Source organism: Pseudomonas sp. 1L-B-1-E-C1 (assembly GCF_057291835.1).
Map to the genome: position 1 here is coordinate 209524 of NZ_JBXAWN010000010.1, position 12668 is coordinate 222191.

Annotated in this window: 12 protein-coding genes; 10 read left to right on the forward strand and 2 right to left on the reverse strand. The window is 60.9% G+C overall.

Annotated elements, in window-relative coordinates; genetic code table 11:
* Nucleotides 1-93 precede the first annotated feature (93 nt).
* The 10 genes from exaC (at nt 94) to AC0Z4S_RS18875 (ending at nt 10158) form a co-directional block, all read left to right on the forward strand.
* The gene (gene exaC / locus AC0Z4S_RS18830; protein WP_024014465.1) at nt 94-1614 is read left to right on the forward strand and encodes an acetaldehyde dehydrogenase ExaC; all 1521 of its coding nucleotides are present in this window, start codon (nt 94-96) and stop codon (nt 1612-1614) included.
* Nucleotides 1615-1847: 233 nt separating this feature from the next.
* The gene (gene eat / locus AC0Z4S_RS18835; RefSeq protein ID WP_485624138.1) at nt 1848-3296 is read left to right on the forward strand and encodes an ethanolamine permease; all 1449 of its coding nucleotides are present in this window, start codon (nt 1848-1850) and stop codon (nt 3294-3296) included.
* Nucleotides 3297-3348: 52 nt separating this feature from the next.
* Complete coding sequence (locus tag AC0Z4S_RS18840; RefSeq protein ID WP_485624139.1) at nt 3349-4743, forward strand: ethanolamine ammonia-lyase subunit EutB; 1395 nt, start codon at nt 3349-3351, stop codon at nt 4741-4743.
* A 5-nt stretch (nt 4744-4748) separates the two neighbouring features.
* Nucleotides 4749-5573 (forward strand): ethanolamine ammonia-lyase subunit EutC, encoded by an 825-nt coding sequence (gene eutC, locus AC0Z4S_RS18845; RefSeq protein WP_485624140.1) that lies wholly within the window; start codon nt 4749-4751, stop codon nt 5571-5573.
* A 115-nt stretch (nt 5574-5688) separates the two neighbouring features.
* Nucleotides 5689-6150 (forward strand): GNAT family N-acetyltransferase, encoded by a 462-nt coding sequence (locus tag AC0Z4S_RS18850; RefSeq protein WP_485624141.1) that lies wholly within the window; start codon nt 5689-5691, stop codon nt 6148-6150.
* A gap of 226 nt (nt 6151-6376) precedes the next feature.
* The gene (locus tag AC0Z4S_RS18855) at nt 6377-7027 is read left to right on the forward strand and encodes a DedA family protein (RefSeq protein WP_253496188.1); all 651 of its coding nucleotides are present in this window, start codon (nt 6377-6379) and stop codon (nt 7025-7027) included.
* A gap of 4 nt (nt 7028-7031) precedes the next feature.
* Entirely contained in the window at nt 7032-7844 is an 813-nt protein-coding gene (locus AC0Z4S_RS18860) for a M90 family metallopeptidase (protein ID WP_485624142.1), read from the forward strand.
* 112 nt (nt 7845-7956) lie between these two features.
* Nucleotides 7957-8484, forward strand: coding sequence for an inorganic diphosphatase (gene ppa, locus AC0Z4S_RS18865; RefSeq protein ID WP_003205933.1), 528 nt, complete (start codon nt 7957-7959; stop codon nt 8482-8484).
* A 320-nt stretch (nt 8485-8804) separates the two neighbouring features.
* Nucleotides 8805-9551 (forward strand): S24 family peptidase, encoded by a 747-nt coding sequence (locus AC0Z4S_RS18870; protein ID WP_471878779.1) that lies wholly within the window; start codon nt 8805-8807, stop codon nt 9549-9551.
* Between the two features lie 436 nt (nt 9552-9987).
* Entirely contained in the window at nt 9988-10158 is a 171-nt protein-coding gene (locus tag AC0Z4S_RS18875) for a hypothetical protein (RefSeq protein WP_485624143.1), read from the forward strand.
* 74 nt (nt 10159-10232) lie between these two features.
* Here AC0Z4S_RS18875 and AC0Z4S_RS18880 read toward each other — a convergent pair whose 3' ends face one another.
* The gene (locus AC0Z4S_RS18880) at nt 10233-11045 is read right to left on the reverse strand and encodes a YfaP family protein (RefSeq protein WP_485624144.1); all 813 of its coding nucleotides are present in this window, start codon (nt 11043-11045) and stop codon (nt 10233-10235) included.
* A 3-nt stretch (nt 11046-11048) separates the two neighbouring features.
* Complete coding sequence (locus AC0Z4S_RS18885; RefSeq protein WP_485624146.1) at nt 11049-12668, reverse strand: DUF2300 domain-containing protein; 1620 nt, start codon at nt 12666-12668, stop codon at nt 11049-11051.

The window sequence follows — 12668 nt, forward strand, 5'->3', positions numbered from 1 at the left end:
CCTGCACGGCAGTGGCCCGAGCCTTGCTCTACGCTTATAGCAAGCGCACTTGCGCGTTTCTCTAATAAGTACAAAGCCAAGGAGAACATCATCATGCGTTACGCCCACCCCGGTACTGACGGCGCCAAAGTCTCGTTCAAGAGCAAGTACGGTAACTACATCGGCGGCGAGTTCGTCGCGCCGGTCAAAGGTCAGTACTTCACCAACACCTCGCCAGTGAATGGCCAGCCCATCGCCGAATTCCCCCGCTCCACCGCCGAAGACATCGACAAGGCGCTGGACGCTGCCCATGCCGCCGCCGATGCGTGGGGCGCCACTTCCGTGCAGGCGCGCTCACTGATCCTGCTGAAAATCGCCGACCGCATCGAAGAGAACCTCGAACTGCTGGCGATCACTGAAACCTGGGACAACGGCAAAGCCATCCGCGAAACCCTCAACGCCGATATCCCGCTGGCCGCCGACCACTTCCGCTACTTCGCCGGCTGCTTGCGCGCCCAGGAAGGCAGCGCCGCGGAAATCGACGGCAATACCGTGGCCTATCACATTCATGAACCGCTGGGCGTGGTCGGCCAGATCATCCCGTGGAACTTCCCGCTGCTGATGGCCGCGTGGAAACTCGCGCCAGCGCTGGCCGCCGGTAACTGCGTGGTGCTCAAGCCTGCCGAGCAAACCCCGCTGGGCATCTGCGTGCTGATGGAACTGATCGGCGACCTGCTGCCGCCGGGCGTGCTCAACGTCGTGCAAGGTTTCGGTAAAGAGGCCGGCGAAGCCTTGGCGACCAGCAAGCGCATCGCCAAGATCGCCTTCACCGGTTCGACCCCGGTCGGTTCGCACATCATGAAATGCGCGGCGGAAAACATCATTCCGTCCACCGTGGAGCTGGGCGGCAAGTCGCCGAACATTTTCTTCGAAGACATCATGCAGGCCGAACCGAGCTTCATCGAAAAAGCCGCAGAAGGCTTGGTGCTGGCGTTCTTCAACCAGGGCGAAGTGTGCACCTGCCCGTCCCGCGCACTGGTGCAGGAATCGATCTACGACGAATTCATGCAGGCCGTGATGAAGAAAGTCAGCCAGATCAAACGCGGCGACCCGCTCGACACCGACACCATGGTCGGCGCCCAGGCGTCGGAGCAGCAATTCGACAAGATCCTCTCGTACCTGGAAATCGCCAAGGGCGAAGGCGCGGAGTTGCTGACTGGCGGCAAGGTGGAGAAACTCGAGGGCAGCCTGGCCACCGGTTATTACATCCAGCCGACCCTGCTCAAGGGCACCAACAAAATGCGCGTGTTCCAGGAAGAAATCTTCGGCCCGGTGGTGAGCATCACCACCTTCAAGGACGAAGCCGAAGCCCTGGCGATTGCCAACGATACCGAGTTCGGCCTCGGCGCCGGTCTGTGGACCCGCGACATCAACCGCGCCTACCGCATGGGCCGGGCGATCAAGGCCGGTCGCGTGTGGACCAACTGCTACCACCTGTACCCGGCACATGCCGCGTTTGGTGGCTACAAGAAATCCGGCGTCGGGCGTGAAACCCACAAAATGATGCTCGACCATTACCAGCAGACCAAGAACCTGCTGGTGAGCTACGACATCAATCCGTTGGGGTTCTTCTAATCCAGACGGGGTGAGGCAGGTGTTCCTGCTTCGCCCTTTGGATTGTCTTCGCGAGCAAGCTCGCTCCCACAGGTTTTTTGGAACATACATATCAGCGTTCGCAACAGATCCACTGTGGGAGCGAGCTTGCTCGCGAAGGCGGCTGCACATCCAGCAAAGCTTTAGCTGACTTACCGCTCCATCAGCACGCCCGCCTTCACCGGGCCAAAAACAATAAAAACAGGTAACTGCTTATGCCAAGCGATCACGTAAATCCGCAACCGGCAACCTCCTCCGTCGACTTCGAAAAAGTCGGCTCCGACTATTTCCAACAACGCGAACTGAAAAAAGGCGCCGCCGGCTGGGTCCTGTTGGTCGGCCTCGGCGTTGCCTACGTGATTTCCGGCGACTACGCCGGCTGGAACTTCGGCCTTGCCCAAGGTGGCTGGGGCGGTATGTTTCTCGCCACGCTGTTGATGGCGACCATGTACCTGTGCATGTGCTTTTCCCTGGCCGAGCTGTCGTCGATGATCCCCACTGCCGGCGGCGGCTACGGTTTCGCCCGCAGCGCGTTCGGACCGTGGGGCGGGTTTCTTACCGGCACGGCGATCCTCATCGAGTACGCCATCGCCCCCGCCGCCATCGCGGTATTTATCGGTGCCTACTGCGAGTCGTTGTTCGGCATTGGCGGCTGGGTGATTTATCTGGCGTTCTACATCATCTTCATCGCCATCCATATTTTCGGGGTGGGCGAAGCGCTCAAGCTGATGTTCATCATCACCGCCGTCGCCGCGTTGGCGCTGGGGGTGTTTCTGGTGGCGATGGTGCCGCATTTCGACGTCGCCAATCTGCTCGACATCCCGGTGACCACTGCGGTCGGTGCCAGTCCATTCCTGCCGTTCGGCTACGTCGGCGTATGGGCGGCGATTCCCTATGCGATCTGGTTTTTCCTCGCTGTCGAAGGCGTACCGCTGGCCGCCGAAGAAACCAAAAATCCCAAGCGCGACCTGCCGCGCGGTCTGATCGGGGCGATGCTGGTTTTGCTGATGTTCGCTCTGCTGATCCTGATCGTCGGCCCCGGCGGCGCGGGCGCCAACTCGTTGCTGACCTCCGGCAACCCGCTGGTCGAAGCGCTGAGCAAGGCCTACGGCGGCTCGACCTGGATGGGCAGCTTCGTCAACCTTGTCGGTCTGGCCGGGCTGATCGCCAGTTTCTTCTCGATCATCTACGCCTACTCGCGGCAGATCTTCGCGCTGTCGCGGGCCGGTTACCTGCCGCGCAAACTGTCGCAGACCAACAAGAGCAAGGCGCCGGTGCTGGCGCTGGTGATTCCCGGGATCATCGGCTTCGGTCTGTCGCTGACCGGTCAGGGCGACTTGCTGATTCTGGTCGCGGTATTCGGCGCTACCATTTCCTATGTGCTGATGATGGCCGCGCACATTACCCTGCGCATTCGTCGCCCCAAAATGGACCGGCCGTACCGCACGCCGGGCGGCATTTTCACATCCGGTGTGGCGCTGGTGCTGGCCTGCATCGCCGTGGTGGCGGGGTTCCTCGTCGATCCACGGGTGGTGATCGGCGCGGCGATCATCTATGGAGTGTTAATTGCTTACTTTGCTTTCTACAGTCGGCATCACTTGGTAGCAGGCACGCCGGAAGAAGAATTCGCGGCGATTCAAAAAGCTGAACAAGCCTTGCACTGATTGTCGAAAACCACGGCGCAGAGCTGTTCTGCGCCGTCACGGAGAACGCTGAATGGCCAGTTTTGCTCACACGGTCGCCGCGCAGACCTACCGCTTCGACAGCCTCAAAGACGTCATGGCCAAGGCCAGCCCGGCACGCTCGGGAGACTTTCTCGCCGAGATCGCGGCGCTCAACGACGGCGAACGGGTGGCCGCGCAAATGGCCCTGGCGGACATCCCGCTCACGCACTTCCTGCAGGAAGCGCTGATCCCCTATGAGTCCGATGAAGTCACCCGGCTGATCATCGACACCCACGACAAACAAGCCTTCGCCGTGGTCAGCCATCTCACCGTCGGCGGCTTTCGCGACTGGCTGCTCAGTGACGCAGCGGACGAAACCAGTTTGCGCGACCTCGCCCCCGGCCTGACCCCGGAAATGGTCGCCGCCGTGTCGAAAATCATGCGCGTGCAGGATCTGGTGCTGGTCGCGCAGAAAATCCGCGTGGTGACAAAATTTCGCGGCACCCTCGGTTTGCGCGGGCGCTTGTCGACCCGTCTGCAACCCAACCACCCGACTGACGAGCCGTCCGGCATCGCCGCGAGCATTCTCGACGGCCTGCTCTACGGCAACGGCGATGCGATGATCGGCGTCAACCCGGCCACCGACAGCATCGCTTCGATCTGCGCGATGCTGGAGATGCTCGACGCGATCATCCAGCGCTACGACATCCCGACCCAGGCCTGCGTGCTGACCCACGTCACCACTTCGATCGAGGCGATCAACCGTGGCGTGCCGCTGGATCTGGTGTTCCAGTCGATTGCCGGTACCGAGGCCGCCAATGCCAGTTTCGGCATCAACCTCAACGTGTTGCAGGAAGGCTACGACGCCGGGCTCAGTCTCAAGCGCGGCACCCTCGGGCAGAACCTGATGTATTTCGAAACCGGTCAAGGCAGCGCGCTGTCGGCCAACGCCCACCACGGCGTCGATCAACAGACTTGCGAGACAAGGGCCTACGCCGTGGCGCGACATTTCAAGCCATTTCTGGTGAACACCGTCGTAGGATTTATCGGCCCGGAATACCTCTACAACGGCAAGCAGATCATCCGCGCCGGCCTTGAAGATCATTTCTGTGGCAAGTTGCTCGGCGTGCCGATGGGCTGCGACATCTGCTACACCAACCACGCCGAAGCCGATCAGGACGACATGGACACTCTGCTGACGTTGCTCGGCGTCGCCGGGATCAACTTCATCATGGGCATCCCCGGCTCCGATGACATCATGCTCAATTACCAGACCACTTCGTTTCATGACGCCTTGTACGCCCGCCAGACCCTGGGCCTGAAACCGGCGCCGGAGTTCGAGCAATGGCTGGCCAACATGGGCATCTTCACCCAGGCGGACGGCAAGGTTCGCTTCGGCAACAACCTGCCGCCGGCCTTCCGCCAGGCCTTGGCGCACTTGGGATGAGTCTTATGGAAAAACCACCGGTCGATCCGCAAAACCCGTGGCTGGAACTGCGCCGCCTGACCCCGGCGCGGATTGCCCTGGGCCGCACCGGCACCAGCCTGCCGACGCGGGCGCAGCTGGATTTTCAGTTTGCCCACGCGCAGGCCCGCGATGCCGTGCATCTGGCCTTCGATCATGGCGAGATCAGCAGCCAGCTCAGCGAGCGCGGCCGGGAAACGCTGCTGCTGCACAGTGCCGCGCCGGATCGGCACAACTACCTGCAACGCCCGGACCTGGGGCGCAAGCTCAGCGATGAATCGGCGCAGACCTTGCGCGATTACGCCAGCGCACATCAAGGCGGGATCGATCTGGTGATCGTGGTCGCTGATGGCCTGTCGGCATTGGCGGTGCATCGGCATACGCTGCCATTTCTGACGCGCCTGGAAGAGCAGATGAGCGGCGACGGCTGGTCCGTGGCGCCGGTGGTGCTGGTCGAACAGGGGCGCGTGGCCATCGGTGACGAAATCGGCCAACTGCTCGGGGCGAAAATGGTGGTGATGCTGATCGGCGAGCGTCCCGGTTTGAGTTCGCCGGACAGCCTTGGGCTGTATTTCACCTACGCGCCGAAGGTCGGCCTGACTGACGCCTATCGCAATTGCATTTCCAATGTACGGCTGGAAGGCTTGAGCTACGGAATGGCGGCGCATCGTTTGCTGTATCTGATGCGTGAAGCCTGCCGTCGGCAGCTGTCGGGGGTCAATCTGAAGGACGAAGCTCAGCTTCACACATTGGAGTCGGACGACGCTGTCGACATGAAAGGCAATTTCCTACTCGATCCGCCCCCAGCCTGAACCGTTTCCGCATTGCCATTCTGCGCTGCTTTCAGGCAGGATCGACGCACGGCCGCCCGGGTTTCCCATCGCCGTCAGAGCAGTTGAAGACAGCCACTTGAAGACGAGACCTATCATGCGGATTATTCAAGCGACCCTCGAACATCTGGATTTGCTGACTCCTTTGTTCGTCAAATATCGCGAGTTCTACGGCTCCCTGCCTTACCCGGATTCCTCCCGGGCGTTTCTCGAAAAACGCCTGCGTCGCAAAGAGTCGGTGATCTATCTGGCGCTGGCCGACGATGACGACAGGAAGCTCATGGGCTTCTGCCAGCTCTATCCGAGCTTCTCTTCGTTGTCGCTCAAGCGCGTGTGGATCCTCAACGATATCTACGTCGCCGAAGATGCGCGGCGGCAGCTGGTCGCGGACAACCTGATCCGCACCGCAAAGAAAATGGCCAAGGAAACCCAGGCTGTGCGCATGCGTGTGTCCACCAGCGCAAACAACGAAGTGGCACAGAAAACCTACGAATCGATCGGTTTCAAGGAAGACACCGAGTTCAAGAACTACGTGCTGCCGATCAGCGAAGAGCTCTGACTGCAAGCTTCAGTGATGAGGGAGTGCGCTCCCTCGTCACGGCAAACTGCTTCCTGACAATTGCTCACTTCGCGACACTCCCCGCTACAAAACCGACGCGCTTTTCGGCGGTCAGACCGTATAATCCCGATCTTTCCGGCTTGTAAGAAAAACTACACCCCGCTGTAGGCTTACACGAAGTCATCCGCACAGGCCTGCCGAGTCGGGCCGTCATACAGGTGCCCCCATGGATTTCAACCCGCTCGACCTTATCCTGCATCTCGATGTGTACCTCGATTTGCTGGTGAACAACTATGGGCCATGGATCTACGCCATCCTGTTTCTGGTGATCTTCTGTGAAACCGGCCTGGTGGTGATGCCGTTCCTGCCGGGTGACTCGCTGCTGTTCATCGCTGGCGCGGTGGCGGCCGGCGGTGGCATGGATCCGGTGCTGCTCGGCGGCCTGCTGATGCTGGCGGCGATCATGGGCGACAGCACCAACTATGTGATCGGACGCACGGCCGGGGAGAAGCTGTTCAGCAACCCCAATTCGAAAATCTTCCGTCGCGATTACCTGCAAAAGACCCACGACTTCTACGACAAGCACGGCGGCAAGACCGTGACCATGGCGCGTTTCCTGCCGATCATCCGCACCTTCGCGCCGTTCGTCGCCGGTGTGGCGCGGATGCCGTACCCGCGCTTCTTCGGCTTCAGCGTGCTTGGCACCGTCCTCTGGGTTGGTGGTCTGGTCACCCTGGGTTACTTCTTTGGCAACGTGCCGTTCATCAAGAAAAACCTGTCGTTGCTGGTGGTGGCAATCATCCTGCTGTCGCTGGTGCCGATGATCATCGGCGTGGTGCGCAGCCGTTTCGGCGGCACCAAAGTGCAATCGCACTGATCCGATGTGGTCACTGAGCGCCTGGCGTCGCCGGCGCATTCTGGCGAAACACCCGATTGCCGACGACCTGTGGCAACGGGTGCGCCATCAGCTCTCCTTTCTCGACGGCATCAGCGCTGCTGAAGACCAGTGGTTGCGCGAAGCCTGCGTGCTGTTTCTCGACGACAAACGCCTGACCGCCCTGCCCGGTGTCGAACTGCATCAGGAGCAACGCCTGCTGCTCGCCGCCCAGGCGCAATTGCCGCTGCTGCATCTCGGTGAACTGAACTGGTATCAGGGTTTTCACGAAATCGTCCTGTACCCCGATGATTTCCTCAGCCCGCAACGCCATCGCGATGCCAGCGGCGTCGAACACGAGTGGGACGGCGAACACAGCGGTGAGGCGTGGCAGCAGGGGCCGGTGATTCTCGCCTGGCCCGGCGTACAGGCCAGCGGTGGCTGGGAAGGCTACAACCTGGTGATCCACGAACTGGCGCACAAGCTCGACATGCTCAACGGCGATGCCAATGGCCTGCCACCGCTGCACGCGGACATGCGCGTCGGCGATTGGGCTGCGGTAATGCAGGCCGCCTACGACGACCTCAACCGCCAGCTCGACCACGATCCCGACGCCGAAACCGCCATCGACCCCTACGCCGCCGAGAACCCGGCGGAGTTCTTCGCCGTCACCAGCGAATACTTCTTCAGCGCCCCGGATCTGCTGCACGAGGCTTATCCACAGGTCTACTTGCAACTGCAGCTTTTCTACCGGCAGGATCCGTTGGGCAGACTGCGGCAACTTCAGGCCACAGACCCGGTCTATCAGGCGCACGACTAAGCTCTGCACGACTTCTGGTACGTGGCGTCGACGTAGGAATGTGCCTATAATCGCCGCCACTTTTTGGTCAATCCGGCCAAGTGTTTTTGGTCAACTACGGGGGCAACGCCCAATGAGCTACAGCAAGATTCCGGCTGGCAAAGACCTGCCGAACGACATCTACGTCGCGATCGAGATCCCGGCCAACCACGCGCCGATCAAATACGAAATCGACAAAGACAGCGATTGCCTGTTCGTTGACCGTTTCATGGCCACCCCAATGTTCTACCCGGCCAACTACGGTTACATCCCGAACACCCTGGCCGACGACGGTGATCCCCTCGACGTGCTGGTCGTGACTCCTTACCCGGTAGCGCCAGGCTCGGTAATCCGCGCGCGTCCGGTCGGCATCCTGAACATGACCGACGACGGCGGCGGCGATGCCAAAGTCATCGCCGTGCCACACGACAAGCTGTCGCAGCTGTACGTCGACGTGAAGGAATACACTGACCTGCCACCCCTGCTGATCCAGCAGATCGAGCACTTCTTCGCGAACTACAAAGATCTCGAAAAAGGCAAATGGGTCAAGATCGAAGGCTGGGCGGGCGCAGACGCCGCCCGCGAAGCGATCACCAAGTCGGTTGCCGCCTACAAGGGCTAAGCCATTGCGCTTTGCGTGAAGCTTGGAAAAAACCCCGGACTTCCGGGGTTTTTTGTTATTGGCGTCTGCATAATCGACTCGGCTCTTCAAGTCGATGTAACTCGAAATACACCCTGGCCGGCCCCCTCTCCCTCCGGGAGAGGGCTGGGGTGAGGGGCTCTTGAAAAAGCCCGACTAAACAAACCGTTTAAATTCCTACATGCAGTTTTAATCTGTTTAATTTCCCACAAGCGCGTCTTACATCCCGTCGCAAAATACAGGCTTTTTTTGAACGCCCGGTTTATTCAAACCGCTCTAGTCCGGCCGTAGACTCCGTGTTTATGAGAAAGAACACTAGCGGTCCACGATTCAAGGCACTCCTGGAAGCAGCGAACATCAGCACCACGGATTTCGCAAGGTTCTGGGGCACGGAAGCCCAAAACGTTCATAACTGGTACACCCGGGGCGTCCCGGCGTATCGCATGGAAGAAGTCTCACGCCTGTTGTCGGTCAATAGTGAATGGCTGAAAACCGGGGAAGGCGTCAAGGAGGTCCCGCGCCTGCACCCACCCGCCAGCAATGGCGACACGTTCGATGCCCAGTCCATCTGCGGCGTCTACACCGTCATCAACCCCAGCGACATCGACCTGGCTTTCTTCAAGGAAACCCCGATTGCCAACGGCGATGGCAAAACCCACGTCATCCTCGACCCCGACCAATCCCTGCGCCTGCCCCGCGCCCACCTCGATCAACTCGACATACAGCACGCTAACGCGATTTGCGCGCACATGATCGGCAACAGCATGGCCGAACGCATCGAAGACGGCTCCATCGTCGCCATCGATCGCGGCCTGACTCAGGTCGTCGACGGCGAGATCTACGCCGTGGAGCACGACGGCATGCTGCGCATCAAATACCTGCACCGCATGCCCGGCAACGGCCTGCGCATGCGCAGCCACAACAGCGCCGAATACCCCGACGAGGTTTTCCGGCCGGCGCAGATCGAGGAGCAGCGGATTCACATTCTGGGCTGGGTATTCTGGTGGTCCACACTGGGCAAGCGCAGGCCGGTGGTGCCGTTTCTGTGATGCGTGCGCCGATCTCGATTTTTACGCAGCACCTGTGGGAGCGAGCCTGCTCGCGAAGAGGGCCCTGATAACCGGTACACATCCCTGATTTGTACCGCTTCAGTCGCTCTAAACCGCACTCGAGGCTGGGAATCCAAAGCAAAACTCAGTATCCTGCGCCCCACATTCGCGCATCGACCCGCCCAGCGGCTCGGATGACGCCCGACGCGGCAGACCAACGTCTGACCAAGTCCCACAGCCGGACGCAGATCCGGATGTACGTTTTGAAGGCTGGCGCGGTTTACCAAAAATAAACCAAGCCAGTCCCCGAGAAGCCGGCCACAAGCCGGCTTTTTAATGCCTGCAACAAAGCATATCCATTGCTGAAATTGCATTTCCCGCTTGCATAGCGCCCAATGCACTGGTTACCGCCCCGCCAAATATCGCAGGGAACATAATGCCCAGAATCTCATCCCTCGTTGAGGACGCGCTGAAGCGCGCCGCCGAACTAGGCGAGCTGCCTGCCGAAGACAAGTTGGCCAGTGAAGAGGATGACGAACTTGCCGCCATCGTTCACGAGCGCCTCGCCGCTCCTCAGCGAATGCAGGTCAGTCTGGCTGATCTGTAAGTCGGGCCTGAATATGAATTGAGCGCCCCGCTACAGCCCCTGAATTGTCCAACGACTTGTTGGACAAATTCCCCTCACGGATAACTGAACGACTTCACCAACGTCAATTCCCCCGCCGTCCGCATCGGCACTACAAACGTTTCCATCTTCTCGCTCGGCGTGCCTTCTTCAGTAATCACCGTCACCTGCGCGGTCGTCAGCGCCTGCACTGCTTCATCCCCGCCCTCGTCATCCCCGCGATAGCCGCCGCCGTAATAATTCACATAGACCAGATATTGCCCCTTGATCGGCGCGGGCATGGCGGCGATTTCCGGGCCGTAGCCGGTGGTGACGTCGACATCGAGGGCGGCGCCATTGGCGGCAGTGCGATTGCCGTACCAGATATGGGCGCCGTCGGGGGTGATCAGGTGCAGGTCAAGGTCGGTGCCGTCGCTGTCCCAGGCCAGCAGGACGCGCAGTTTGGCCGGGGTGGCGCCGCCGCGGGCGTTGAGGAATTGCGTGCGGTGGCGTTGCTGGCCGTCGGCGCTGCGGACTTCGACGCTGTTGCTGCCGTTGGGGAAGGAAAAGGGGCGATCGAAGCCGCCGGTTGGGTCGATTTTCAGTGGCATGCTGACGCCGTTGACGATCAGGCGGCCGGGTTCGTTGTTCTTCGGCACGGCTTTGATCTGGCCGCTGATTCTGGCGGTGTTGGCCTGGCCAAGTGGTGTGTTGACCGACGAGGCCGGGTAGTTGACGGTCTGGCGGAAGCTTTCGCCCTCGCCTTGCGGTGCGCCGCTGCGCCAGCCGCCCACCGGGGTGTCGAGTTTGACGCCATCGGCGGCGAATGCTTGCGGCAGCACGTTGAGGGCACAGAGCAGCAGCAAGACCTGTGGATAACGGAGTGTCATGGTCTATTCCAGCAAAAGGTGACGGGCGAGCCCTTCGATGTAGGTTTCATCCTGGCCGTTGGGATGTGCTTCGAAAGCCAGGTGCAGATATTCGTGGGTCAGGTCGAGGCGATCCTGCAGGCTCAGCACGCCGCGCACATAAATGCGCTGACGCTCGCGGTCGACGAAGGGCCGGCCGAAGGCGAGTTTGCATACGGCGAAAGTGCTGACTTCGTTGTAGCCGGTTTCGCTTTCGAGCCTCGGACGCCAGCCGCGTCGCTGCTTTTGCAGCCAGTCTTGCGCGGCGGGTAATGCTTCGCAGGAGGCGACCGGGTTGTCCCAGCGGCTGAGGCTGGCGCGTGGATAGGCGTGCAGCAGAATCGCGTCGTAGCGCTGGCCGGCGTTCGCTTGCTCGACGGCTTGCTGCCAGGCCAGTTTGTCCGGGCCGGGCTGGTCGGAGTGATAGGTGACGGTGCTGCCGGCCAGTACCAGATCCGCCGTCCACACCGCGATGTTGCGTGACTCGGCAGAAGCTGGGCGCGGGGCGACGCGCTGGCGATTGCTGCTGTCATCGATGCTCAGGCAATCACCGTTGCGCGTGGCGTTTTGCAGCAGATAAGTGCGGATCGCTACGGCCAGCGCCTTGGCGGCTTCGGCAGGTTCCGGTCTGGCTTCGCGCTCAAGAACGCGAGCGACATATTCTTCGCGATCAAGCCTTGCGACGAGTTTGTCATTGAGCAGAAATAGTTCGCCGTGGCTGTGGATATCCAGTGCGTTGCCGTTGGCAAATTCGACGCGATAGTCGCCGCGCATTGGCCCGGACGTGGCGACACGGTCACCGGACAAAACTTTGGAAACTGGATATTTCGAGAACAGCCTGACTTCCACGCAACGCCCCGCGTCCACCGGCCAAGCCGTCGGCAATACGCTGGCCAACGCTTGGCCGTAGTGACGCAGGACGATCTGACTGGTGCCGCGCCCGCCCGCCCAGATCGGTGCGCCATCGGTGGTCCAGCCAGCGAATCCGCCTTGTCGCGATTGCGCATCTTGGTCGCCGAGCCAGCTCCAGGTTTTCACCCGCAAACGCCCGCCCAACTCGCCGACTACATTGCCGTCCGCCGCGTTCAGCACGACATCGAGCAACACGCGACGCAGCTGATCCTGCGCTGGCAGCAACGCCAGAACACCCAATAATTCAGCGATCGAGACTCTTGTTGCCGGTTGCACGGCTGGCAAATCCAGCAACCATGACGGCGCCTGCCGCGCCTGCCAATACTCACGCCAAGTCGCCGCTGCAATGCCCAACCGCGCGGGGTCGAAATACAACCCGCAGGATTTCACCAAGGCCTGATCCCGCTCGATCCTGCCGCCAGCCGCGCAGCAATAAACCTCTTCCTTCGATTGCCCGCGACATTCATACGCCGGTTCCCGCGCACCGGTGTCCACCAGCCACGCGTAGACGAACAATTTCCACAGACTGCCCAGCGGCGCATCCAGCGATGACGGCAACGGTTCACGGGCGATCAGTTGCGTCTGACTCAGCGACAACAACTCGCCCTTGTACGCCACGCGCAATGGCTCGTCCTGCGCTGTCGCCAGCGCAGGCATCAAACACATCAACAGCCACAGCAGCGGCCGGCGCAT